Genomic DNA, 26,917 nt, shown 5'->3' with positions numbered 1-26,917 from the left:
AAGCTAGCGCGCGATTACGTTGAAACGAATTCTTCCCTTTGACTGTGGAGGCGCAGCGCCATTACCCGTATGCCTAAAAGAAACATCTCTAATTTTCGCTTCGCATTGCTTCATCGCCGCTGTCGAAAGATTATTTTCTATGACCTTTGTGTTGATTATTTCTCCCTGGTCATCAACAGTGATCTCGAAAATAACGAAACCTCCGTTTTGCTCTGTCAACTCAGGAACCTTCGGCTTTACCTCCCAGGTCCAGCCTGTCATTTCAAGTCCTACCCCACCAGCGCCGCCAGGACCATCACCACCCTGGCCAGGGTTTCCTTTATAAATACCCGTATCATCCAACTTTCCTTTTGGATTCCCCATGTCACCTTTAGTGCCCGGTTGATCACCCTGATTACCAGCCTCACCTTTTTTACCATCACCTGTTGCTTTCGCATCGGTTGACGAAGTGCTTTTCCCATTGGGGTTATAAACCGTAGCCGGATTTGTTTTCGGTTCTTCTTTCTTCGGCTGTGGCTCAACTTTTTTCGGCGTCTCTTTTACTTTCGCAGGTTCTTTCACCACTTCTTTTTCTTTCTTCGGTGGTGTTGCTGCTATCGGACTTTCTTCTTCCGACTTCACATCCTCAAGCGCTTCATCGCTTTCTTCGGGTGTCTGTTGAGCGGAAGCTTGTTGCTGTGGCACTGGCTCTGGCTGTTCTTCATTTTTCGCAGGCGCTTGTTCTTGCGTTGAATTGTCGCCAGCGACAGCAGGATCAAAATCGCCATACCCGACATCCGTTGTTCCGAATGCCACCTCTACGCCGCTGCCGCCAAACGCCGGTGGATTTCCTGGACTCCAGATGATAATAAAAAACATCAGCACAAAAAGAACTGCAAAAATGCCTACCGTCGATGCGAGGGCAATGCGTTTATTCTGAAGTTCTTGTTGTGCTGTCATGCTGTATATCCGTTAGTATTTTACTACCCAAACTTTATCGCCATAATCGCCACCTTTCAAACCATCGGCGGTAGCTTGTGCTTCATCGTAACTATCTTTCACATCAACGGCGAGCCTGCTGAATTTAGTTTTACGGAACGGCGGAATAATTTTCGTACTCACACCTTTCTTGCTAAGTTCTTTTGCATAGTCCATAATCAAATCGTCGTCGATGGCACTGGATACAACCACATAGTACTTACCCGTACGCTCTGTCAACGATTCGATTTCACCGACACTCGGTTTCGCATTTGCGATCGAATCGGCAACGAATTTCTCACGTTCAAGTCTTAAGCGTTCTGCTTCCTCTGCGTCTTTACGTCGTTTTGCTTCGGCTGCAATTTTATCTTCTTCCGCCTGACGTGCTAATTCGAGTCTCTTCTGCTCAGGTTTATAGATCCCGAAGTACCAATACCCGGCTCCTGCCAACGCTAAAATTCCTACGATAACCAAAATGATTGGAAGTGCCGAAGATCGTTCTTCCTCCTGATCAATTTCCTTGAACGATGGCGTGTAAGCGTTGTCGTCGAACGTAGTTTCTTGAACAGTCTCTTGTTCAACAGGCGTTTCAGGTTCGTTACTTGTATTGGCGTCAGTATATTCGTGTGTTGTCGTCGTCGTTTCTTCCACTACAATTTTCTCTTCCCGATTGATGGGTTCATACTCAATTTCTGGAAGACCGAAGGTGTCGTCAGACTCGTTATTGATATTGTTGTTTGCCTGAGACTCTTCTTCGCTTAGCTTTTTTCTTCTTGCCATGTTCGGATCGTTAATGTTTAAGGAACAGGTATTTACACAAAATTAACCTAAAATTCCAGGGATACAAACGTTCTGCAGCTGTTCACTACTGTCAACACCGTTTGTTGTCATCATCCTAAAAGCTCCAGGTTATCCCAGCCGTTGCTTGGAAACCTTTTACCGGATAATGTTGGAAGAGTGGATACTTTGATCCTGTAATGTTGTTCAACTGGATGAATGCCGTAAGACTTTCTGAGAATAAATACGACGCTTTAAAATTCAAATCAAAAGCCGCCTTCAATGTCGTCGCTTTATCATCAGGACCAATCACTTTCATTCCACCTTGCGCAATCAAATCTGCTGCTAAAACAATCTTATCATATACATTCAAAGAACCATTCGCGGTAAACTTGTACGTTGGGCGATGCCACGCTACCGCTAACTTATCGACGTTATATCCATAAAAATCTCCGCGTACCATAAACTTCGCCGTCTCTGACTGAGCGTAGCTCAATGCTACATACAGATTGCTACGGCGTGCATCATCACGGGCCACGTTGAACTTTGATTGATCTGTCGGATCATTTACGAAGAAGTACCAATCCTTCAACGTGTTCAGGGACACGCCAGCATGCGCAGCGACCTTATTTCCTAATCGCGCGTTTATACCAAATCCAAAATCAAAGGTCTTGTTGGTATGGAAGATGTCGACGTTCTTCTGAAGCCACATGTTTTCGTATGACAAAGTTTGCAACGAAACTTTCTCGATGCCACCACTAAGGTGCGCAATAACATCAACGGAAGGGCTAAGCGGATACGATGCGCTAAAGTTCGGATAGAAGTGTACGTCTTTCGAAACAAGGGTATCACTTTCGAACGCGAGAATAAACCCCGCACTCAGGGTAAGGTCGTCAATGGGGAGAAAAACAAATGATGGCGCCAAACTGAATAAACTTCTCGGTTTTGCGTCAATCTCCGAATCCTTACGGCTAAGGCCGGCGAAGTTCACATCTAAACTGATTCTGGAAATATCACTGAGTTTATAAGACGAACTTAAGCTCAAATCGATTTCCGTTTCCTTGGCACTGTACTTATCAGCAAGATAACTGAAACCCGCGCCCAGCTTATATCCAAAATTTGAATTACGAGAGTTACTCAGCTCACCGGCTAACTTAAACAAATTGAAAGATTGTTTTAGCGTATCCTTGTCCAACTGAACTTCTTTCGGATATCCGTAGAAATGCGTCGTGCGATTTTCAAAACCAACTTTACCGCCCAATGAGAGATCCTCTCCTACAGACCTTCCCGAAAGCTCGATTCCTGTCGTTCCCGTTCCCGAGTTCTTACCATCAACCGGACCTTTACCTGAGCTATGGTGATAAAAATGCGCGCCCAACAATTTATTCTTATCCTTTCGAGAGTTAAGATAAGCCTCAAGCAGCGGCGATGCATAGTTACCATATCCTATCTTCAGAAAATTACCGTAGATATCAGATGAAGACTGTTGCTTCAATTTCAATGGACGTATCTGCGCGTTCAACATCGGCGCATTAAAATTCAACGATTGAAAAGAATAGGTCATCGGTGGTTTTATGGGTTCCGATGGACGCGGCGGAATCTTGTCGAAATTTCGATTTGCCGGCGGCAGATCATTCTTGCGATCGATGATCACGTCAACTTTAACATCCGGAATTTCTTCCCAATTATTCGGTTGCCCTTGCGCAAACGAGGATACTGTTACAAACACAAAAATGATTGCGAAACCTGTCTGACAATAGCGCATCATCTTCTTCGTGTATTCTTTCAAAATATTGTTCATCGTAAAAAATGCTTAACGATTAATTATCCAATGTATCGGCCTCTGCTTTCTTCTGTTTTTCGAGTTCAGCTGCGTCTATTTCTTTCAGTCGCTTAGAAGCTTCATCTTTAATGTTCTGTAATGGGAATCTATCGATCAACGATTGAAGTGTTGCGCGCGCCTGAAAAATATCATTCTGTGCTGCATAATTCTCCGCTAATAATAAGAACGACTTACCAACCCATAATTCATAAGTGGAGAAATCATTATTCAAACTGATCAACGTTTCATAAGACTGCTTGTATTGCTTTTGATTATAGAAGATTAATCCCAAAAGATATTTGGCTTCCGCGCCGTATTCATCCGATGCGGCATTCAATGTGTTGAGGAATTCATCTTTGGCTACTTCGTAATCGCCGCGTGACATCGCTGATTTTCCAAGATATAAAGACGCTTTATTTTGAGCGCCAGCATTGATGTTTCCCTGTTCGAGGATAAGTCTCGCGTATATGTCGGTTGAATCATATTTTGAGAGCAAGAAGAATGATTCCATCAGACCAGACCAAGCGTTATACTTATCTTTCTTCGTGCTGGCTAGGCGCTCCAGGTGATGATAGTAAGGGACAGCAGCTTCATACTTTCCTTGCTTAAATTTAATCTCCGCGATACGCGCAGCTACCTTGTTTCCTGATGTGAACGAGACGTCTTGGCTGAGCGGTATATAAACGGTGAGGGCCTGATCGAATTGATTGAGTCTGTAGTGCGACTCCGCGATGTAGAATTTCGCTTCAGAAACTCTTGCCGATGCAGGATACGTTGTCGTGAATGCCGTTAAGCTGGTAATCGCCTTTTGATATTGTTGATCAAAGTATTGATTTTTCGCCGCTTCAAACTTGATAGACTCCAACTGCGAATCATTGGGATTAGAAACTTCTACAGCCGATAAGTACTTATCAAATTCATCTGACCTACCGACTGCCGAAAGCGCCTCCTGAAGTGGCGTGAGTGCGTCTTTTGCTTTCGGATCAGCAGGGAATTTCTGGATAACCGTAACGTAATCGTTAATCGCTTTATCGTACTGTTTCAAATTTCCATACGCCGTTCCACGTTTCATATATGCTGAAGCCAAGTACGGGGAGTTATCGCCTTCCCGAATCAGCTGCGATAATCCATCTGCGGAAGCTTGATAATTGCCCTGCTCAATCTCAAACTGTGCGCGTTGATATAGCGCATCCTCACGATACGGAGACTTCGGATACTCGCGAATCAATTGACTTAAACTCGTACGTGCCTCAGCATATCGACGCTGTACACCTTGCACAATACCGGATTGTAGCAACAGATAATCTTGATCAGACGTTTTCAGAGACTTCGCTTTAGTATACGTCACAAGCGACTGGTCATATTGTTTTGTTACATAATAACAGTCTGCCAAACGAATCAAACCATCAACATAATTCGGGTGGTTTTTGTCAGCTTTGTTAGTAAACTCTTTAAAATTATAAAGGGCTTTATCAAATGCTTTTGTGTTGTAGTGAGCATAGCCGAGTGCGTAACGCGTTTGCAACAGCACATCCGCAGGGGCTGACGCTCCCAAGCTTACGACGCGCTGGTAATCGGCCACCGCTTCTTCATACTTTCTTCCGATAGAGTAAGCCTCCCCTCTCCAATAGCTTGCTAGCGCAGTATAGTTAGGATCGATGGGTTGTTCCAATGATTTCCCAAAGTATACAACGGCATCGGCATACGCATCTTTATTGAACTGCTCAGCGCCCTTTAAGTAGGTTGCTTTTTGATACGCCTGATTGATGTATTGGTTTCGTGATGAAAGCCCCTCGATGTATTCGATTGCTTTGTTGAAGTTATTTCCGTTGATGTACGCTTGCGCAAGCAATTCCTTTACCTCTGTCGTATGCGCCGTCGATGGATATGTTTTCAAATATCGTTCGAATTCTGCGATGGCCTGATCTGCCTTACCCGCGTCATAAGAAACTTTTCCAAAATGAAATGAACTCTCTTGCGCAAAGTTAGCATCTTTAGGATTCTTCCGCGCATAGTCGAATGCGTTTAGCGCCAATGGCTTATTGCCTTGTTTAAGGTGAAGAATACCGAGATAATAGGACGCATAGTAGCTTACTGTATCCTTTGATGCAGCGGCTTTATCTAAATATTCAATACCACGCGCAACATTTCCTGCCGAATAGTTTGCATACCCCGCGCGAAAGTAAAGCCCCGTTTCAGCTTTTGCATTTTTATCGAAGTACTGCTGATAGGCGTCTACTGCTTTCTTGTAGTCACCTTTAAAGTAATATGCTTCGGCGACCAACATCGATACATCACTCGCGTTGGTGATGTCTGTTCTGTTCTTCAACACGGCCGCGTACTCAAGGAGCGTGTCATATCGTTTCTGGCGATAGTAGATATTGGCGATCAGATAAGGAACGACGGTTGCGTACGATGGACTTGTCTCTGCTTTCTTCAAATCAAACAACGCTTCATCATAAGCACCTTTCGTGTATTCAATATAGCCAGCGTAGTAGTTCGATGCAGGCGTGTAAGCAGTACTCTGGCGTTTTACAAAGTTGAATTGCTCCAATGCCTCGTCGAGCTTTTTCTGACTAAACAAGCTGTACCCCCAGTTGAAATGCCCCTGACTTTGTTGATCACTGGTAAGCGCAGGAAAATTAACTTTCTTGTAATAGTTGCCGGCCTTTACATAGTTTCCCTCATTGTAGAAGAACGTGGCCAGGTCGTAATATGCCGTAGACGCTTTTGGACTTGATGGATTGTGCTGAATGAAATGATCAATGAGCTTTTCGCCATCTTTGTGACCGAGGTTAAGGGCGCTGAAGGCGACATAATATTCCGCCTCGCTTCTTCGCGAATCGATGGGCGATGCTTGCGCTAAAAAGTCAGTGAATACCTGGCGTGCCGCACCATAATTTTCATGCTGCACGAGCTCGACACCGAGCTGGTAAAGCTTTTCGACTTTGTTTTGCGACAGTTGATCCTGCGCACAAACGCCTTGGACGATAAGAATGAAGAATAACCCTGCAATGATTTTTTGCATGTACGTGAATTCGATTTTTGTTTAGAACGCGTTGTTCAAACTTTATTGCAAATAAGAAACCAAAAAATACTTGAAGTCAAAACCTCCCTATGAGTTGGCGCTGGTGTACCTGGGTTCTGCTTCTAAAAAAAATTTGCCAGCCAGTTTAAAAAACGTTAACCGTTATAAGTTGTCGGTTAACGGTAGCAAGCTTTACGCTTCTAGCTTTTAAAGATAATGCGCAAAGTATGGATTGTGCAAGATTGTACAAAAATAAGTGACGACATCTAGTTCATGAGACGCCATACAAGCTCACGCAAAATCTGTCCTTCGTTGGCGGCACCTGTGTTTACTCCCTTGAGTTTCAAGTCTGCCTCTCGGAGCGAGCTGATGTTATCCATGATTTTGGGCATCGGATATATGCGTAAAGCAGAGGTGTAATCACGCACAGCATACGGACTCACTTTCAGCTCACTAACAAGTCCTTTTTCGCTCTTGTCGGTGGCGCTTGAAGCCATTAACAGTTTGCTAAAAAATGAGAACAAATAAGCTACGACCGGTATGCTTGGGTTTTTCTTGGTATTGCTCTCGAAGTAGTTTACAATTTTTGTGGCCAGCAAAGTATCGCGTGTAACAATGGCTTTCTGTAGTTCGAAAATGTTATACTCTTTGCTCACGCCAACCTGATTCATCACTTTGTCGGCAGTGATTGACTCTCCAGGTTGAAGCGAAATCACCAGCTTGTCAATTTCATTGGCAAGACGATGTAAATCATTCCCCACAAATTCACAGATTGCTTGAATTGCACGGTCCTCTATGGGGATCTTTTTATCCTTGACATACTCTGAGACGAACTCCGGAAGCTGGTTATCGTACAGCTTCTTACTGTTGATGGTTACAGCGAGTTGATCAATCTTCTTCCCTACCTCTTTCCGTTTGTCGAGGCTTTTGTGCTTGTGACAGAACACCAGCACCGTGGTCGGCACTTGCTTGCCGAGGTAGTCCAAAAGAAGCTTGCCACCAATGTCCTTTCCTAAATCTTGAATGTCTTGCGCTTCTTTGACGATCACGACTTGACGCTCCGCCATCATCGGAAATCTCCTGGCGTGCGTGAGAATGGTCGCCATCGTCACATCTTTACCATACACAACGACCTGATTGAATCCTTTTTCAGCTTCGTTCAAGACATGGGCTTCGATGAAGTCGGCGATCAGATCAATGTAAAAAGTCTCCTCTCCTTGCAAAAAGTACACAGGGGCATACTTTTTAGCTTTTAGATCGGTCATTATTTTTTTTACCGCTGCATCCATGGTGAACTGCTCAATGAATCGTTAATAGATATTTTTCTTGTTGGCAAAATTAATCGCTGAGATCGTGCCAACCAATGCACCCGCGAGATGAGATTCGGCCGAAATTGATGGGTCGTTGGGGATCACTTGAAAGAAGACTCCGCCGTATAAAATGATGACGATGACGGAAATGAAGATCGACACAAAATCACGTCGAAAAAAACCAAAGAAGATCAGGAAGAATGCAATCGCGAACACCACACCACTCGCGCCGATGTGATTTGTGGCCGGACGGGCAAAGATCCACACCAAAACATTCGTCCAAAAGTAAGCGCGCAGAAACACGCGACCACCTACCCCGGGATAGAAGAAGAATAGTACTGATCCCAAGAAAAGCATCGGGATCGTATTTGAAATGAGATGGATAAGATTGCCATGAAGTAACGGCGCACTGAATATTCCAATGAGACCGACCGGAGTTCGGGGAACTATGCCGAAGTACTTGAAAGGAAAACCAAGTAGAATTTCAAGATAAAAGACCGCCCACATCAAAAACACAAACCTGAAGGGAACTACGGCACTACCTAAAAATGACCTTGACGACGACATAAGACGTTCTTACAGAAGAAGTGCAAAGATGAAAATTGCTAGCACAGGAAAGCAGAAAAGCCGCATTAATTTTTCGCTGGATTGGCAATCATGGGTAGATGGATAAACTTTGCTTCATCTTCATCGACGGATCGAATGCCCAGCAGCCCGCCTGAGGAATTTGCAATCTTGTCGGCAATTTTAAGAAGCATGGTATACAGCGCGATCGAAAAATCTATCCCAAGCCGAGGCCACAGGTTATTCAGCCGGGTCAGCTCTTCAACGATGATTGGCGTACGTTTATCGGCCATATAGGGATAGGCCTGCACAACGATCTTTAACTTGTCTTCAAAGTCCTCTGTACTCTCGCGAAGATATCCCGATAGCACACCCGAAGAATTCTTCAATTGCCCAGCTAAAGAAATTGCTTCCTTCACTTCTTTTTTATCGATCGTGCCATCGGCACCGGCAATTAAAATGCAAACGAGTATAGGCGCCTTTAAGAGTAGTTCGACCTCTGCGTCCTCTAGACCACGAAATTCTGGAATCATGTTACGACAGATTTATACGCTTGTGATAAATATGCTTAAATATTGGCTATTTATAAACTTTTCTTTCCACTATATTCAAGAGTATATTTACTTTTTCAACCCGTAAAGACTCATGTACGAGAAAGACCCCGTTAACATTTTTGTGGTGGAAGATGATCCGGCTTACACCAAATTCTTAAAGTATGTCCTCGAACTCAATCCGGATTATGAGGTATCATTTTACACGTCTGGCAAGGATTGCTTGGCCAATCTTTACAAGAATCCAGCAGTCATTACGCTCGACTATTCCCTGCCCGACATGCCAGGGGAAAAGGTTCTTAGCCAAATCCGCAGTCATGATCCCAACATCAATGTGATCATCGTATCAGCACAAGAGAAAATCCACACCGCGGTGGAACTGTTAAAACTTGGCGCTTATGATTACATATCGAAAGATCATGAGACGAAAGAACGCTTGATGAACGCCATCAACAATGCGCGCAATAAGACATCGCTCATCAAGGAAATCGATCACCTCAAAAAAGAGATCGTCGGAAAATACGAATTTGAAAAAAGCATTATCGGTACAAGTCCGGCAATGAAACGTGTGTTCTCGCTACTTGAAAAAGCCGTCCAGACAAATATCTCAGTAAGTATTTCCGGTGAAACTGGAACAGGAAAAGAACTTGTAGCAAAAGCCATTCACTACAACTCGAAAAGAAAAAATAAACCGTTCGTTGCTGTCAACATCGCAGCAATTCCGCGCGATCTCATCGAAAGTGAATTGTTTGGTCACGAGAAAGGAGCTTTCACGGGGGCCATCACACGGCGCATTGGTAAGTTCGAAGAAGCGGAAGGCGGAACAATCTTTCTCGACGAAATCGGTGAGATGGATCCAAACCTTCAAGCAAAACTTCTTCGTGTGTTGCAAGAGCGTGAAGTCACACGGATCGGTGGCAACCAAGTCATTAAATTGGATGTCCGTATTCTTGCCGCAACGCATAAAGATCTTGCAGAAGAAGTGAAGGGCGGGCGATTCCGTGAGGACTTGTATTATCGCCTATTGGGTCTTCCGGTACACCTACCGGCGCTCCGCGAACGGGGTAACGACGTGTTGCTTATTGCGAAGCATTTCTTGGACAATTTCGCTAGCGAAAATCAATTACGTAAGTTCAAAATCAGCCAAGAGGCACAAGAAAAGCTGCTTCAGTACTCGTTCCCCGGAAATATACGCGAACTCAAATCGATCATCGAGTTGTCGGCGGTAATGGCTGAAGACCAGGAAATTCGTGCTCAAGACATCACCTTCAACAGCTCTTCACGCATGGAGTCATTCCTTAATCAGGAGATGAAAATGCAGGAGTTTATGTACCGGATCATCCGGCACTACCTCAACAAATACGACAATAATGTGTTAGAAGTAGCTAACAAATTAGATATCGGGAAATCATCCCTCTACAGGTACCTGAAAGAAATGGAGGCTATTGGAATCTAGCATGAAGTTAGAGAATTATGTTAAGCGTGGCGCCTTTTACGAAGCCGTCGTAGAAGACGGCTCGGATATTATCTTCGTGGTGGACTATACCGGAAATATCCACTACCACAATGCTTCCGTAAAAGAAACGCTTGGCTATCGATCGAAAAGCTTGATCGGAAAAAACTTCTTTCACTTCATCAAACCTGAGACCTTAGAAGATTTCAAACGCAAATTCAGACTCAGTCAGAAAAGAGCCTACACCGAAAAAATTGAATTTCAATTTCTGTGTAAGGATCAAAGCTTCCGTTTTCTTGAATTCAACGCGATTAACCTTCAGCACAAAACCGCACTGGAAGGATTGATTCTTGACTGTCGCGACATCACGCAACGGAAGCGTGATGAAAACGAACTCGTGCGATTACAAAAAGCTAAGGAACAGTTTTTGGCAAATATCAGTCACGAAATCAGAACGCCGATCAATGGTATTGCCGGAATGGCCAACCTTCTTGGACAAGGACCTAGTCCTGAAGATCGTGAGACGTATTTAAACGCGATCAGGCACTCTGCTGAGAACTTGAAGGTAATCATCAATGACATCCTCGATCTCGCCGCGATCGAATCAGGCAAGCTTCGCTTTGAACGTATCGCCTTCAATTTAAAAGATCTACTCCCCTCGCTGATTAATACCTTTACTTATCAAGCGAAAGAGAAAAAGCTTTCGCTCGACTATAAGATCGATGAAAAGCTAAACAAAATCTTGCTGGGTGACCCAGTCCGATTAAATCAGATATTAATCAACCTCATTAGCAACGCCGTAAAATTTACCCACAACGGTTCAATTCAAATTCGTTGCAATGCAGAGAAAGAACACCGTGGCACTTGTTGGATACGCGTTGAAGTTAGCGACACTGGCGTGGGTATTCCAGAAGAAAAATTGAATACCATCTTCGAAAGTTTTAGTCAGGCTGATGCTAGCGTTACCCGTCGATATGGCGGAACTGGACTGGGACTGACGATCGTAAAACAGCTGGTAGAACTTCAACAAGGAACGATTCACGTGATCAGCAAAGAACATGAAGGGTCGACGTTCATGGTTACGATTCCTTATGGCATCGGAAAAGTAAAAGACCTTGCAAAAACGACACAAAGTACAGACAAGGTTCTGCAGGACGTTAAGAAGTCTGACTTGCACGTATTGCTTGTCGAAGACAACGACATTAACCGACTGTACGCAAAAAGTATTCTAAAGAATTGGCAGTGCTATATCGATGTTGCTGAAAATGGACTTGTTGCCATCGAGAAGATCAAAAACAATTTCTACGATGTTGTTTTGATGGATGTTCAGATGCCTGTGATGGACGGGTATGAAGCAACGAAAGCGATTAGAATGATGGATCATTCCTCAGATGTACCCATCATTGCGCTCACTGCTAACGCCACGGTTTCTGATGTAGAAAAATGTTTTGCTGCTGGGATGAACGACTATCTACCCAAGCCGTTTACGCCCGAGGATCTTTATCATAAATTGTTCGACGATCTAAAAATTGAACCAGCAACAAAAGAGAACATCCCGGTCCAGGTGGGCACAAAGAAAGAAGTCCACTACAACCTCGACTATCTTCGCTCGGTTTCAGGCAACAACGAAGAGTTCATTCGCGAAATGGTCACGACATTTATCCAAACTGTACCATCCATTTTAGAAGACATGCATCAAGCTATTGACACGCAGGAATGGAATAAGTTATCACGTATGGCGCACCAAATTAAGCCGAGCTTTACGTTGATGGGACTGGACGCCCTTCGGAGTGAGATTGTTTTTATAGAAGAGAACAGCAAGCTTGAAACGAACTTGCAGGAAGTCACACGAATAGGTCGAGAATTTCTAAAGAAGTGTAAAATCGTGATTCCCGAATTATCGAAAGAAGCTCTTGGTTAGAGTAACAATAGTATTCATTAAAAGAGATCCCTGAATTACTCGCGGGATCTCTTTTTTTTACAGGTACTGTAATCAGTTTTTTAGTACTGATTCAGGATAGCAATTTTTTCGTAGCGCACCACACGCTTCTTGTCAACAATTGCCATGAAATATATTCCGTTAGCAAGTTTACTGATATCAACTTCCTGCGGCGTTCTCAAATCACGCTTTAGGTTTCCATCCAACACCGTAACGCCGCGTTGATCGATGAGACGATAACTATACGCATTCCGGAGCGCTTGCGTTGAGGCAAAGTTGATGACCATGGAAGCAGGATTTGGATACAATTCAATGTTGCTTGCTTCTTGATCTTGTTCATTCGCAACGGGCCCAAGCGGTATGAGATCCAACGGTGCTTTTGCTATGGTTGCTTGCAGCACTTTCTTCACATTCTGACTTGTCAATTCCTGTGCAAATGCAATCACCGACAGACTGTCACCATCACCGATTGGGAAATTTATCGGCTGTCTTATTTTCTTCACGAACGAAACAATTTCTCCTTTATTCAGTGGCTTATCTGTCATAAAGCCGCTGCGTTCTAATAACAGTTTACGCAACGCATTTTTGTTGTCGTTCGCGCCAGGACCTGACTCAACAAGTGCAGCTTGTAAAATAACGGGTTTGGTATATGTCATCGCCGTATCGATAAAGGTATACGTAATGTCGGCTGATAAATATGACTTGATCGTATCGTTGAACACAATGGATATCTCAAACGAAGGATCTTCAAGCGACCTTCTATCGAGAACTTCCGGCGTCATCTTCGCCACAAGACCATCGAAGGTTGTGTTGTAATATGGTCCGAGTATACCATCCATGAAGGTTGCCGGTGGACGCGCCACGTTGTAAAATACAGCGCGGGCCAGGTGCTCGAATGGATTATCTTCATTCACCTCATCGTTAGTTGGCGTCGACAAATGGTATTGAAGTTTAATAAAATTATCGGAAGCAATGTCGTTATCTATGAACTCGTCCTCGGCATTGAATGAGGCATCATTGGTGATATGTTCAACAAGTACCATCCGTTTCTTACTTCCGATGTACACGTCATCAAAGGCAAATCCGTTTAGCTTTCTACCCGGCGATGCATCCAAGCTACTTCCAAAAGCAATTCGGAACACTACTGTATCACGTTCCGCGAGCGGTATCTGATCAAGATTGAATCGTGCATTCTTCCAACTTGTCTCGCCTATGGCACTCCATGCATAGTTATCATCACCACCTGGATTTCCCACAACATCAGTTCTGTTGTACCAATTGATACCCTGATCTGGCGCCGCGTTTCCTATTGTTTTCCACGTTTGACCACTGTTTGTTGAGTACTGCAACACTGCACCGTCAAATCCTTCTTTTGTATCTACTTGATAGTTCATCGATACCATCGGACGATCTATTGCCGTAAGATTTAAACATGGGCCATACACGAAAGACTGCTCTCCATTGAAATATGTACCATCGTTGCCCGATGTCACCCACGCACTATCTGTCGGATATTTCTTTTTAATGTACTCTCCGTCCGGCATCGAGAAATTCCAACTCGATTGTGTTATCGGCTCCCCTACTGCGACCCATGTGCCTGGACCTGAATCGAAGTCTGTAAAGTAATCCGTAGAGGTTAACGGCGTCTGGAGAATAAACACTTCTTTGGTTGTGCTCGCGCTACATTTAGAATCAGTACCAACCGTTAGTGTCACTGAGTAAACTTGATAATCTGTGTACTCATGGTTTGGATTTTTCCAAATGCCAGTAGTCTTTCCTGCATGCTTACCTACCGGAATTACTTTATTAGACACTGACATACCTAATGTATCACCGTCGCCAAAATCCCATGCATGATGTGTAATCGTTCCAAAGCTTGACGTTGACTTATCAACAAACTTTTTAACATCACCCAAACAAATTCCAGTGGCCTCGAAGTCAGGTGATGGCGGTGTCCCTATCGTAATTACTTTTGAAGCGATATTCGAACATCCTTCATTGGTTGTAACTCTCAACGTCACATTCTTATCACCCGGCGTGATGTACTGATACGTTGGTTCAGGATTCGGGCCGTCGCTGCCGTTTGTACTTTCTCCATACGTCCAAGTCCACTGATCGATAACCCCCGTAGTATTATTTTGAATTGGCGCAAAAGTCGACGATTCGTGGAATGTCACGATTTTATCAATACATTCATTTGTTACATCAATTGTCGCCGTTGGCGTTGCATGCACGATAATGTCGCGTGTGATCGTATTCGATGCGCCGTACTGATTTTTGTAAGTGTACTGCATCAAATATGTTCCCGCAGGAAGATCTGTCGTATTCAACGTCCAGCGCTGGTTGCTTTCGCTCATTCTTGGAATCAACTCAGGTGAAAGCGCCTCGAAGAACGTTGGATCTTGGTGGAGATTATCATCCGACGCAGGAACGCCGATTAAGTTCACAACGCCTTGATTAGAGCAAATTACAGGATGACCATCTTCATCTCTTGGATTGTTCTCAATATAGAAGTCAACATCGGTAACAGGGTTCACTATTGTATTGTCCGACACCGAGTTTGTGCAACCTGTCTTCGGATCTGTGTATTCATAGGTAATGACGATAGGCCCAAAGCCTGCAGCAGATGGCTTGAATTGATAAGTTCCGGCAATGATACCAGGTCCCGAAAAATCACCACCGACTGGCACTGGTGAGAGATCATCAACCGGACTATTCTCTGCATAAAAATCTTCCAATCCGAAGAAGAATACGTCTGGCAGTTCATTAACCTTCACCACCACGTTATCCGACACAGCGATACAAGGTCCACCAGCGTCTGGATCATTAGACGTTAACGTAAATGTTATAGAGCCTGCCGCAATGTCTGCCGGTGTCAACGAGTACGTTGATGCCGTATCGTTCACATTGCTAAAGCGAGTAGCACCACTACCTCCTGTCCAGGTTACACTCGAGGTCGCTTTGTCAAAATCACCGTGAAGTTGGAAGAGACTATCCTCACACACCGCGAAATCTGCACCTGCAAACACCCGTGCCGACTCATTGATCGTAATCGAAACCACGTCTGTTGCGGGCGTACAAGGCCCGGAGCCATCTGGATCATTCGATGTCAGCCTAAAGGAAACTGTTGAAGGAACATCTGCTGCTACTGTCGAATAACTCGCGGTGACAACACTGCCCGTGATACTACTAATGGTTAACGCGCCACCACCTGTTGTCTCTGGTGTCCATGAACCTGACGTTGCGCTCCCTGCAAGCGTTCCAGATAAATTGATTACGCCGGGATCACAAACCACCTGATCGATAAGTGGAACGATCTTCGCCGTTGGATTCATGAAGATTTTTAAGGTATCCGATTTCACCGTGCAAGGTCCGCCTGCTCCGTCTGGATCATTGGTCACGAGATACAGTTCAACGACTCCGCCAATATCGCCAGGCTGTGTGTTGTAAGTCGCCGTGACGGTCCCGCCCGTTGTCGTACTTGCCGACACTGTTCCCAAACCCGTTTTAACAAACCAAGTAGCAGATGTTGCACTACCGCCAATCGTTCCTGTAACCGGCACCGTCACAGGTGCTGCGGCATCTTGACAAACTTTTATATCTGCTCCTGCACTCACGATTGCGAATGGATTCACTGTCACGGTAACCATCACCGGCGAACCATTGCATCCATCGGCGGCAGGTGTAATCGTATATACTACCGAACCCATGCTCGCGTTCGTCGTCGACAGCGATTGTGATATCAATGAACCGTTTCCATTAGAGGCACCGATAATGTTAGTCGTCGGCGCTGCAACCCAAGAAAACGTTGTATTTGCCACGTTGTTTGGCAATGGCGAAATCGAAATGGCTGCTGTCTCACCACTACAAATAACAACACCCGAAGCTGTTGCCGTTGGTACAGGCTTCACAGTCACGATAAAGTCAACCGTAGGACCATCACATCCATTGTTGTGTGGCGTGATTCGATAGGTTACCGTTCCTTGTACATTCCCTGTGTTAACCGGTGAGTCTGTAATACTTCCACTGCCTGATGCCGTCACAGATCCACCACTTACTGGTCCCGTAATTGTACTTGTCCACGTAAAGGTTGATCCTGATACGGCGGTTGTCGGCACAAAATTCAGCGGCGCACTGCTGCAAATCTGCTGCGCTAATGATGGGGTCGGATTGTTGACAACAGGAACAGGCTTCACCGTTGCTGTTACATCCAGCGTTGGGCCGTCACAGCCATTCGCTGTTGGCAAGATGCGATAAGTAACAACACCATTATTCAATTGATCTACACTTGATAGAAGCTGACTGATTACATTTCCGGATCCAATTGCAAATCCGCTCGCATTTGTGAAGTTCGGTATAGTCCAAGAGAACGTTGTTCCTGACACGTTTTTCGGACCACCACTTATCGCAATGCTAGTCGATTGTCCTGAACAAATATTTTGAGAAGAAGCTGTTGCACTGGGCACCGGGTGAACGGTCACGACAAGGTTTACGGGAGCGCCAGCGCATCCAGCAATCGTAGGTGTAATGGTGTATATAATGACAGCGTCCGTGCTTGTTGCATTGATTGGCGTATCAGTAATTGGTCCTGTACCGGAAGTCGACACACCGGTCAACGTTCCTATTACTGTTGAAGTCCAATTGAATGTGGTACCGGTTACTGTCGATGTCGGTACAAAATTCAAAGCAACACCACTACATATCTTTTGTATAAAATCCGTTGGCGGATTTGTTACGACAGGAATCGGATTTACGGTAACTGTCACATCAATGAAACTACCTTGGCATCCGCCTGCAATCGGCGTAATACGATAGGTCACAGCGCCAGGCGTAATACCATCGGTAGATGTGAGACGTTGATTGATTGTATTTCCAGACCCCGGTAACGCCCCCGTTACATTTGAAACGCTCTGTACGATCCAATTGAATGCTGTTCCAGAAACATTGTTTGGATTTGTGATCCAGATATTGGTTGTCGCACCTGAGCAAATCGTTTGAGGAGACGCAGCCACATTTGGAATAGGTCTTACATTAACAGAAACAGCGAAAGGAACACCGTTACAACCTGATGCACTAGGTTGAATAATATAAGTAATAATTCCAGCAGTAACACCATCGGTCGAGCTTAGTGTTTGCGCTATTAATGCACCTGATCCCGATGACGCCCCGCTAACATTCGTGCTACTCTGTATACTCCATGTGAACGTTGTTCCCGCCACCGCATTCGGGTTGCTAATTATGATATTGGTAGTTGCTCCACTACAGATCGTCGCGTCTGTGGCAAAAGCATCTGGATTCCTATTCACCGTAAGCGCTACGGCTGTCGTCGTCGCATTGTCGCATGAACCTGTGATCACGACATCATACGTTCTGCCGCTCATCGCAGCGGTAACGCCTGTCAAGGTCAACGTTGGACTCGTAGCACCGGAATAGATTCCACCATTGCTGATCGGTGTTCCATTCTCACGCCATTGATAGGCAAGGCCTGCTCCTGTCGCCACTACATTAAAGGTTGCTGTACCTCCTTCACAGGATACTTGGGCTGTCGGTGCTGTGGTCACTACCGGATTAGCATTCACTCCTAGTACTGCCGCGTTGCTCGTCACAGGAGAAGAACACGTACCCGATACGCGTACGCGATAACGATTCCCATTCATCGATAACGATGCACTACTCACGTTTAAGGTTGCTGTCGTCACACCACTGTAAGGTGCTACGCTCGTTAAGTCTGTATAACTAACACCGCCATCGGTGCTGATTTGCCATTGATATGATGGTGATGTTGTTGTGCCCGCATTCACCGTGAAGCTTGTCGCATCGCTTTCACAAATCACTACACTGCTCGGGTGACTCGTAATCACGGGATTGATGTTCACCGTAAGCGCTACTGCTGTCGTCGTCGCATTGTCGCATGAACCGGTGATCACAACACTATACGTTCTGCCACTCATCGCTGCGGTAACGCCTGTCAAGGTCAACGTTGGACTCGTCGCACCGGAATAGATTCCACCATTGCTGATCGGTGTTCCATTCTCGCGCCATTGATACGCAAGACCTGCTCCTGTCGCCACTACATTAAAGGTTGCTGTACCTCCTTCACAGGATACTTGGGCTGTCGGTGCTGTCGTCACTACCGGATTAGCATTCACGCCTAGTACTGCGGCATTGCTGGTGATACTTGGAGCACAGGCACCACTCACTACCACGCGATACAATCTCCCTTGATGGGTTAAGGGCACATCGGTTAATGATAGCATAGCGGTTGTTATTCCGCTGTGCACAGCATCAGCAACCACGTTTGAAAAGCTCACACCGCCGTTAGTACTTACTTGCCATTGATACGTTGGCGCTGTTGTTAGTCCTGGATCAACTTCGAAGCTCGTGTCATCACCGTCACAAATGATTGTATTATCAGGCTGATCTAATATTTCAGGTTTCTCGTTAATGGTAAGCGCCGCCCCAGCACTTGTCACGGTTCCGCAGGCTCCCGAAACGGTAACACTATAAACGCGAGCATTGAACGCGCTCGCAACACCTGTTAATGTAAGGGACGTCGTTGTTACGCCGGAATAAACGCCCCCATTGGAAATGGGAACACCGCCCTCTCTCCATTGATAACCTAGTGCTGTTCCCGAAGCGACTACATTAAACATCGCCGTTCCATCCTCACAGACACTCGTAACCGCAGGAGGTGTAGTAACGCTCGTTGTTGTGTTCACCCTCAAAAGCGCTGCGTTACTTGTGACGCTCGGAGAACAAGTTCCATTTACAACTACACGATAAAGGAAATTATTGTTTGCCAAAGGGACAGCATTCAGATTCAGCGTCGCCGTAGTCACCCCGCTATAAGGCGCTACGTTTGTGAGGTTATTGAAAGTCACCCCACCGTTCGTACTTACTTGCCACTGATAGGTTGGTGAAGTGGTGGGCGTTGTAGAAACGGAGAACGACGTTGATGTTCCTTGGCAAATCGTTGAGTTCGTCGGGTTACTCACTTGCGGCTTCTCATTCACCGTGAGATTTACTGGCGTCGTCGCTACCGGTGATGAACAACCTCCTGTAATCACAACATGATAATCTCTGCTATTAAAGGCTGATGTAACACCGGACAAAGTCAACGTTGAGGTCGTCACCCCTGAATAGACTCCTCCGTTGGATAAAGGAGTTCCATCCTCATACCATAGATAGGTCAAACCTGTCCCTGTGGCCGACACCGAAAAAGTAGCAACACCGTCTTCACAAACGGTTTGCGGGGAAGGTGGTGTATTTACGACTGGATTGGCATTCACCGTGAGTATCGCTGCATTGCTGGTGACAGACGGCGAACAAACTCCGTTTACTACTGCGCGATACAGGTTTCCATGAAATGAAACTGGCACGTTGGTTAGATTCAAAATACCTGAATTAACACCTGCGTAGTTGCCTCCATTGGATAAATCACTAAAGGTAGATCCGCCGTTGACACTCACCTGCCACTGATAAGAAACGCCCGTGGTCGCGCCTGCATCAACAACAAAATCAATGTCATCATTTTGACAAATTGTTTCGCTAGTTGGATTACCAGCCACAATCAGCGGCCTGACGTTTACTGTAAGTGGAACGGCAGGGGTTGTGGTTACAGATCCACACGTACCCGATACCGTGACAGAATATGTACGGCCACTAAATGAAGCAGGCACGTTGGTTAAAGTCAATGTTGGCGAAGTCGCTCCGTTATAGACGCCACCGTTAGAAATATTCAAACCATTTTCGCGCCATTGATAAGTAAGTGACGTTCCCGATGCAACGACGGTGAACGATGTATTTTCATTTTCACAAATTACCGATGCTGAAGGAGGAACTGATACCATCGTCGACGGATTGATCGTCAACTGCATTTGTTCAGTTACTGGAGAACAGCTTCCATTTGTGTTGGTTGCTTGTAGCGTGAATGTCACCACCCCCGTTTCAGCGGCCGATGGCGTATAGGTTGGCGTTAGCGTTGATCCATTTGTAATAACCCCCAAACCATTATGACTCCACGACAACGTAGTTCCTGCCGATGCCGATGAGGGAGTGCTTTGGGTGATAAAGTTGAATGCGGTATTTTGACAGACCGTTGCGTCACTTCCCGCGTTTACGGTTGGTGAAGCAAATCCTTGAACCGATGATACATTTGTTCCGGCTGCAAATCCATTGATAGAGATTGTACCGCCCGCGGGAGCGCGACGAAGATTGGCCGCACCAGCTCCGGCAGTTGCGCGTACCCGAATGCCGGTAATTGTGAGCGCGTTTAAACCTGTCGAATTATTATTATCGCCCTCTGCGATGGAGATCGATATCTGTGTTGCCGTGACGTTGATCGACGCCAATATGCTCGCAGCTCCTGTCCCCGTAAACGAAACGCTTCCAACGTTGGGTTCAAATTCATAAGCCGCATTGGATAACGTCAAATTCAATGTTTCGAGCGCCAGCGTGCCCATTGATATATCGCCGTTTGCTGTTTCCGAGATCACAATGGGCGTCAATGAAACATATCCTCCCCCAGCACAAAGCGTGGACCCACCGGTACCCCCACTCACACTTACCTGAGCAGACGCTACTTGAAACGAAAGCATCAACAGGGATATGCAAAAAAATTGAATAAAACGCAGCGGTGTAATCATGGAGGGGGACAACAACTATTGAGGTTTATTTAAAAAATCAGAAAAATGTAACCATGAATATACGTAATCCTTCGACTGATTTTCTGCTATTTAATCGGAGAACTTACCTTGAGGATTGATCTTCATCAACGCTATCTTCTTCTGCGTTTCAAGTTCAATCGTGCCCAACACGACAATCCTACCATCAGGTAATTCAGCAACACCCACACCAACATTTTGTTTTGAGGCACTTCCAAAACTGACGTCCCATTGGTATGTGCAGTTCTGATCAAGCTTCACAAGCTTAATATTCGTTCCTGCGAGCTGGATTTGATTCGCAACTACCAAATATCCATCATCTGTATGAAGGCATGGTGCGACACCGGCAGCGGTATAATTTCCAACAAGTCCATTAACAACACCTTGGTTTATAATCGCGAATCCACCGGTACGGCGGGCGAAATAAAGATTTCCGTAAGGCGTTGGCATGTCACATGAGGTCCCTAACTCAAAATACCCGTTGGTAAATGGATCTTTTATGACATGCTTGAGAATTTCATCGCGATCATTTGTGCCGCTGTAAGGGTACCCGGTACTCCAGGAGCCTCCCGAAAAATAGGTCTCATACACAGCATGGTTCGCGTTTGCAGCAATCGGTAGTCCAAACTCATTGTCGGAGTAAACAAATATTCGAATACCAGATGAGGTCTCAAACATTTTTACCGCCGCCCCATAATGCTCTGCAGCGGTACTTTCGTTGCTCGTGAGCGGATCGAAAGCCGGTGTGAATTGCACATATATAATATCCTCCTGATCCGGTGGCGGCGTGGTAAGTGTTTCATTAAAAATAGTCTCATCGGCGCTGTTGCCTGCAAGGAAAAAACCGCCGTCCGAAAGCGGTGTTACACTATTCATGAACTGTGTCACATGCTCACTATAAACGGCACTATCTTCCTTTATTCCGTCGCGGTTAACTTTGATCACTTTGGCATCATACAAATCTTCATTGGTTACAAGATTCTTTCCTGTCAACACATTTGAAAGAATGAGATATGATTGTCCATCTGTGGTTGGCTCTATGTCTTTGGCGTTTTCGCTATAAGCACCCAGCGTTCGTCTCCATATTTCATCACCATCGTAATTCACTTTGATCAATACTATCCTGCTTTGATTGGCCATACGGGTCGTACCCAACATCAACACGCCATCGTCGGTCAACAATAAATCCGCAGCTTCCTGATTACCATCTTCGCCGTAGTATTTTACAAAGTAATTTCGGTAGTCTCCCTCAAAATCATTTTTCGTGTCACACGAAAGGAAGGCTAACAGCGATATCAAAAGAATTTTAATCTTGAGTGACTTCATCATCTTGCTTTTTGATACGCTTAAGAACAGACTTCGAACGAGCCTTCTTTAACTTTCGTGGTTTGTATAATGGATAAATGTATCCGATAGAAACTGAAAGATTATTGATTTTGTAAAGGTTATCGACATATCCCCATTGAAAAACCGGATCTTCAGTGTCTGCACTATTAATCGTGTTCTCAACCTTCACAACATTTGTCAATCCGATAGAGTAACGAACATCAACAAAGGCATAATCGAGTCCAAGTTTATACTTTACCCCGCCTCCAAAAAGGAGCGCTTGATTTATTTTATTTCGTTTCGGATTAAAATTAATGACGGGACTTTCGCGTTCATCGGGAACGATTCTCCCATCCGTAAAATTACGATCGTCGAATGTTAGCGTACCGCGATCACGGAACAGCATATCTACGGAATATCCAATGTATCCGAATGGCCGATACTTTCCTTCTGAATCTGAGTATCGGAATGTTACCGGAATCTTAAACCAATTTTGTCGATCAAAAACTGATAACTTATCGCGCCCGAACGCACGTGTCGTTTCGTATTGATAGGCCGTAAACATATAATTCAATTCAAGCGTCACGCCAAAATTCTGATCATAATGATATTGAGCACCAACGCCCGCGCCTATCCCAGTTCTCCACTTATAATCGTGTGTTACATCGCCTGCAAGTGCCGACCGTGTCTTTAGCAAATTAACGGGTGATACGTTCGCACCGATCCTGCCATAGAGCGAGAAAATTGGCTCGCCGGTAAATTTAGAACCGAGATAAACGAGGTCGATCGGATCACGATTACGATCAGGAACAAACTCCGGGTTGGCACGTAAAATCTCCAAATAACTTCGCTCAGCTCCGACCGGATCATCTAACAATAGATACGTTTCCGCTAGTAAAATATACGCGCGTTGTCGCCATGCTGCGCGTTGATTCCGCTCTAGACAGTCATGCAGCATCGATGGTATCCCGTAAAAATGCCCAGCATTAAATTCTTCGATCGCGCGGTTTAACACCTGCTCACACTCTTCCTGACTCTGAGCTTTCAGACCACGCGCACAAAATATCGCAAAGCATACTAGGAAGGCAATTCTTAAACGCTGCATCTGATCAGTGTTGATTGATTAGCAGATTTATACAAGTATTTTCATACGGCCTGTCTCCAACGTATTTACCCCACTCATCTTGCGTCATGTTCCGCGTAAGCTTCGGACAAATCTGTTCTGCCAAAGACGCCGGATTTGTTGGCCACACGCGAATCTCGGATTCACTACAAGTTGCGATCAACAAATCTGAACCTTTCGCAAAAGCAATATCCCACACAAATCCGTTATTATTTTCCATCTCCACAGGCAAATCCTCTGGGTTATCCAAAACATACAGTTGCAAACGTTTATCGAGTCCAGCACTCGCCATCAACTTACCATCCGCACTAAACTCAATGTCGTTGATCCCAGCACGGTGGCCCGTAAACTGACGCGTCTCTTTCGTAAAAGTATTATATAAACGGACGACACCACGGCGATTCACCGGATCCAAAGATTCTAATCCAAATGCTAACGCTGTTCCATCTGGATTAAACCTCACCACCATCGCGCGAAAACCGTTGTCGTCAAGTACCGTTTGATACTCTAACGTCTGTAGGTTCAAAATCACTACCTGCCCCGACCATGCTGCCCCTGCCATGGTTTTGCCATTCGGATTTATACTAATCGCCTTCAGTTCAAATGGCATCGTGATCAGCTTTGTCACTTCGCCAGTCGCGGCGTTAACTTTGCTGATGGTTCTATCTCCACTGGCAACGATGAACGCATTCTCCTTTGGAAGGAACTCTATGTCGTTGGTTTGACCTTTAAATCCTTTGATAATTTTTGCTTTTCCGCCATTCTTCAAATCGTAAAGCTGAACAAAGGCAGAGTCGCTACCATTCACTAAATAGTTTTCATCCTTACTCAGGGCGATCACTTTACTTGGAAATGGTGTGGTGTAGTTTGTCACGGTGCTGCTCAACCGATCGTAGTCACCTTGATAAATTCTTCCGTCTGCTCCAGACGCAAAGAACGATGTACCGCGGCCAGAAATAGCCAGGGATCGAATGTGCACGCGTGGCGGTCCTGGAATTTTAAACGCATTGTAATTAGCACCAGAGAGTTTTGTCAGCGCGCTGTACAATCCACGATAAATGTAAGGATCGTATGTTTTTCCTCTGTGTCGCTTATGATAGATATAACCTTGCATTGCTTGGAGACCGGCTAAGTTTTTATCATCATCTTCTTGCACAGATTTTGTCGCCAGCGTTTGCGCCAGTACTAGCATGAGTAGATTTTCTGCAGCCTGAAAGTTATACATCGCCTCTTCCGCTTTCTCCTCTGCCATCTTCGCTGCTTGTTTTTCTTTTATCCCAGCAGCTTTTGCTTTTAGTTCTTCCAATTGCGCGAACTTAAACGCATCTTCAGCGCGGTCACGTTCGCGCTTAGCAGCTTTCACAGCATCCTCAAGTGCTTCGTTTGATTTCAATAATTCAAAAGCACTTTTCTCAGCGCGAGCTTTCTGACTTTCAGCTATCCCCTTCTGGCGATCAGCCTCAGCTTTTTGCGCTAGTGCTTGCTTCCGTTGCGTGTCGGCATACTGACGATCGGAATCGGCTTGTATTTTTTGTAGATAAGCAAAAACGAAGAAGAGAATGGCTACGATAAATGCAACCCCAAGGACAATCGCAGTAGCACGCGTTCTTCGCAGCACGCGTCGTTGCATCATCTCCTGATTCTTCAACTCCGCTTCATACGTGATACGGCTCGTATCCAAAAACACGATTGCCCTTTCAAAAGCTTCGTCGTAGCGTTGGGCCCATTCACGCGTCGGCTTTTGTTTCTTCTGCCAGTTCAGCGCAAGTTGCAAATCTGGTGGCCGCCACAAACCAGTCTTCCCGATCTGATACATCGCCGCTGCCTCTGACAAACGACGATACATCGAGGCGGATTCAAACTCATCCTCTACCCATGCCTCAAGGCGATTCCAAATACGCATCAAACTTTCGTGTGAAAGCTCAATCATTGAATCACTGTCGAGCCTTACGTGCGCTGCTGGCATCAAAAAAGATCTACCTGGCTTTCTGAAGTGTTCAATCACATCGATCACTTCTTCTTCACTCACTTCCGCAAGTAACGCTATCACCCCCAAACGCGCAGGCCTTCGCATACCACGATTGTCTTGGTTCTTTTCAGTAATGGATTTGAAAAGAACTTCGGCAATCATTTTATTTCTTGTCGATAACTCTTCGTATGCCTCATTGGCGTGCTGCGACAAGGCTTGTGTTATCTTACCAATCGAATTGTAGTGACGAAGATCTATTGGCTCATTGGGTTCATGATTCTCAATCCAATGATCCCACGTACGCATAAGTGCATGTTGCAATACTGGAAGTTGATCTTGATTCGTGCCAAGGTCGGCAAGCAATCGCTTTACAAGGCGTTGGGAGATTCTGCCACCAGCCACGGCAACAGGACCTTCAATAGCCATTTTCTTTTGCTCGCGCGTCATGTGCGGCACGAGGTAGTTACTATTATTGATCAGTTGTGTTAATCCTGGAAAGGCTGCGCATTCACCGATAAAATCTGACCGCATCGTTAGCGCCACGTAAACGGGAACTTCGGATTGTTTTACCGCCGTAAGAATTAGGTTTACAAAAAGTCGCGAATCGTTTTGCGCTTCATGTTCTGCGTCATCGCGAAAGCGAAAGATCTCTTCAAACTGATCAATTAAAAAGAAGATGTTTTCTTTATTATCAGTTTGGATATACTTCGAAATTTCGAGCAATGCATCGGGGCCGCTTCGAAGAACAGAATTGATAATGGCCCAATGGATACTTCTGTCGTCTGAATTGATTCGATTTTTCTTGATTAGAAAATCAACAACAGAATCTGTTAAAGCACGAATAGGTGATCCTCCTGGGCGCGTCGTAATAACTTCCCAATAGGGACCAGATTCTGTAACAAAGCCTCCGTAAAGTACAGGAACTAAACCGCACGACATGAGCGATGACTTTCCACTACCTGAATAGCCCATGACGGTCACAAATCTGCTCTTCGCGATTTGCATGAGAATCTCATCGACTTGCCCTTCACGACCAAAGTAGAGATGGCATTCATCAATAGAGAATGATCTCAAACCCGGAAACGGATTTTCAGTACCGAGCGCTTGATCAGTTAACTGAGATGACTGAGGCTGAGACTCACCGCTATGTATGGGCTGGTTTAGCATGAGGTACCCACGGTAAACTGAAATTTAATGAATAGAAGCCGATTTTTTGGTAAGTACACAGTTCAAAAAATTATGGGGCCTGACAAAAAATTAAGGCTTTTACCAAGGTAGAGTTTTTTGCGGAACAAAAAAAGAGGCCGCCTCAAAAGTCATGAGGCGGCTTTTTTTGTTTTTTTTGGGTTAATCTAGTTTGAAAAATGTAGGCGCGTGAAATCTTCGTCACTCATGCGGTCGCTTTTGCAAGATTGTGCGCTATGGCTAGTAAACC

At 45.2% G+C, this 26,917-nt stretch carries 13 protein-coding genes; 2 read left to right on the top strand and 11 right to left on the bottom strand.

Annotated features, from left to right (window positions below; all coding sequences use genetic code 11):
- Positions 1 to 3: 3 nt before the first annotated feature.
- From DQQ10_RS25670 to DQQ10_RS25640, 7 genes are all read right to left on the bottom strand, one after another.
- Positions 4 to 939, bottom strand: coding sequence for a hypothetical protein (locus DQQ10_RS25670; RefSeq protein WP_112749813.1), 936 nt, complete (start codon positions 937 to 939; stop codon positions 4 to 6).
- A 12-nt stretch (positions 940 to 951) separates the two neighbouring features.
- Positions 952 to 1,737: a DUF4366 domain-containing protein gene (locus tag DQQ10_RS25665; RefSeq protein ID WP_112749812.1), complete on the bottom strand. Its 786-nt coding sequence runs from the start codon at positions 1,735 to 1,737 to the stop codon at positions 952 to 954.
- Positions 1,738 to 1,852: 115 nt separating this feature from the next.
- Positions 1,853 to 3,535, bottom strand: coding sequence for a porin family protein (locus DQQ10_RS25660; protein WP_112749811.1), 1,683 nt, complete (start codon positions 3,533 to 3,535; stop codon positions 1,853 to 1,855).
- A 19-nt stretch (positions 3,536 to 3,554) separates the two neighbouring features.
- A complete protein-coding gene (locus tag DQQ10_RS25655; protein WP_112749810.1) occupies positions 3,555 to 6,584 on the bottom strand; it encodes a tetratricopeptide repeat protein in 3,030 nt (1,009 codons plus the stop codon).
- 266 nt (positions 6,585 to 6,850) lie between these two features.
- Positions 6,851 to 7,849, bottom strand: a complete 999-nt coding sequence (gene holA, locus DQQ10_RS25650) for a DNA polymerase III subunit delta (RefSeq protein WP_245970547.1) — start codon at positions 7,847 to 7,849, stop codon at positions 6,851 to 6,853.
- 45 nt (positions 7,850 to 7,894) lie between these two features.
- Positions 7,895 to 8,461, bottom strand: coding sequence for a rhomboid family intramembrane serine protease (locus DQQ10_RS25645; protein ID WP_245970546.1), 567 nt, complete (start codon positions 8,459 to 8,461; stop codon positions 7,895 to 7,897).
- 65 nt (positions 8,462 to 8,526) lie between these two features.
- The gene (locus tag DQQ10_RS25640; RefSeq protein ID WP_112749807.1) at positions 8,527 to 8,991 is read right to left on the bottom strand and encodes a hypothetical protein; all 465 of its coding nucleotides are present in this window, start codon (positions 8,989 to 8,991) and stop codon (positions 8,527 to 8,529) included.
- A 112-nt stretch (positions 8,992 to 9,103) separates the two neighbouring features.
- Here DQQ10_RS25640 and DQQ10_RS25635 point away from each other — a divergent pair, with 112 nt between their 5' ends.
- Positions 9,104 to 10,465 carry a sigma-54-dependent transcriptional regulator gene (locus DQQ10_RS25635; RefSeq protein WP_112749806.1) on the top strand — a complete coding sequence of 454 codons (1,362 nt, stop codon included), beginning with the start codon at positions 9,104 to 9,106 and terminating at the stop codon, positions 10,463 to 10,465.
- 1 nt (position 10,466) lies between these two features.
- Positions 10,467 to 12,383 carry a PAS domain-containing hybrid sensor histidine kinase/response regulator gene (locus tag DQQ10_RS25630; RefSeq protein ID WP_112749805.1) on the top strand — a complete coding sequence of 639 codons (1,917 nt, stop codon included), beginning with the start codon at positions 10,467 to 10,469 and terminating at the stop codon, positions 12,381 to 12,383.
- An 80-nt stretch (positions 12,384 to 12,463) separates the two neighbouring features.
- On the opposite strand, the gene DQQ10_RS25625 is transcribed toward DQQ10_RS25630, so the two are convergent.
- The 4 genes from DQQ10_RS25625 to DQQ10_RS25610 all read right to left on the bottom strand — a co-directional run bounded on the left by DQQ10_RS25625 (position 12,464) and on the right by DQQ10_RS25610 (position 26,649).
- Positions 12,464 to 20,998 (bottom strand): PKD-like domain-containing protein, encoded by an 8,535-nt coding sequence (locus tag DQQ10_RS25625; protein ID WP_112749804.1) that lies wholly within the window; start codon positions 20,996 to 20,998, stop codon positions 12,464 to 12,466.
- A gap of 138 nt (positions 20,999 to 21,136) precedes the next feature.
- Positions 21,137 to 22,393, bottom strand: coding sequence for a hypothetical protein (locus DQQ10_RS25620; protein ID WP_112749803.1), 1,257 nt, complete (start codon positions 22,391 to 22,393; stop codon positions 21,137 to 21,139).
- Positions 22,371 to 23,495 carry a porin family protein gene (locus DQQ10_RS25615; protein ID WP_112749802.1) on the bottom strand — a complete coding sequence of 375 codons (1,125 nt, stop codon included), beginning with the start codon at positions 23,493 to 23,495 and terminating at the stop codon, positions 22,371 to 22,373. The genes DQQ10_RS25620 and DQQ10_RS25615 overlap by 23 nt, the downstream gene beginning before the upstream one ends.
- 4 nt (positions 23,496 to 23,499) lie before the next feature.
- Complete coding sequence (locus DQQ10_RS25610; protein ID WP_112749801.1) at positions 23,500 to 26,649, bottom strand: nSTAND1 domain-containing NTPase; 3,150 nt, start codon at positions 26,647 to 26,649, stop codon at positions 23,500 to 23,502.
- Between the last annotated feature and the right edge of the window lie 268 nt (positions 26,650 to 26,917).

This window comes from Pseudochryseolinea flava, from assembly GCF_003286915.1.
GTDB classification, from domain to species: Bacteria; Bacteroidota; Bacteroidia; order Cytophagales; family Cyclobacteriaceae; genus Ohtaekwangia; species Ohtaekwangia flava.
Note: the sequence above shows the minus strand (reverse complement) of the source record. Positions and strands in the feature narration are given on the sequence as shown.

Coding starts and splice junctions, on each gene's coding strand:
- DQQ10_RS25670 (WP_112749813.1), bottom strand. CDS start 939: ATGACAGCACAACAAGAACTTCAGAATAAACGCATTGCCCTCGCATCG.
- DQQ10_RS25665 (WP_112749812.1), bottom strand. CDS start 1,737: ATGGCAAGAAGAAAAAAGCTAAGCGAAGAAGAGTCTCAGGCAAACAAC.
- DQQ10_RS25660 (WP_112749811.1), bottom strand. CDS start 3,535: ATGAACAATATTTTGAAAGAATACACGAAGAAGATGATGCGCTATTGT.
- DQQ10_RS25655 (WP_112749810.1), bottom strand. CDS start 6,584: ATGCAAAAAATCATTGCAGGGTTATTCTTCATTCTTATCGTCCAAGGC.
- holA (WP_245970547.1), bottom strand. CDS start 7,849: ATGACCGATCTAAAAGCTAAAAAGTATGCCCCTGTGTACTTTTTGCAA.
- DQQ10_RS25645 (WP_245970546.1), bottom strand. CDS start 8,461: ATGTCGTCGTCAAGGTCATTTTTAGGTAGTGCCGTAGTTCCCTTCAGG.
- DQQ10_RS25640 (WP_112749807.1), bottom strand. CDS start 8,991: ATGATTCCAGAATTTCGTGGTCTAGAGGACGCAGAGGTCGAACTACTC.
- DQQ10_RS25635 (WP_112749806.1), top strand. CDS start 9,104: ATGTACGAGAAAGACCCCGTTAACATTTTTGTGGTGGAAGATGATCCG.
- DQQ10_RS25630 (WP_112749805.1), top strand. CDS start 10,467: ATGAAGTTAGAGAATTATGTTAAGCGTGGCGCCTTTTACGAAGCCGTC.
- DQQ10_RS25625 (WP_112749804.1), bottom strand. CDS start 20,998: ATGCTTTCGTTTCAAGTAGCGTCTGCTCAGGTAAGTGTGAGTGGGGGT.
- DQQ10_RS25620 (WP_112749803.1), bottom strand. CDS start 22,393: ATGATGAAGTCACTCAAGATTAAAATTCTTTTGATATCGCTGTTAGCC.
- DQQ10_RS25615 (WP_112749802.1), bottom strand. CDS start 23,495: ATGCAGCGTTTAAGAATTGCCTTCCTAGTATGCTTTGCGATATTTTGT.
- DQQ10_RS25610 (WP_112749801.1), bottom strand. CDS start 26,649: ATGCTAAACCAGCCCATACATAGCGGTGAGTCTCAGCCTCAGTCATCT.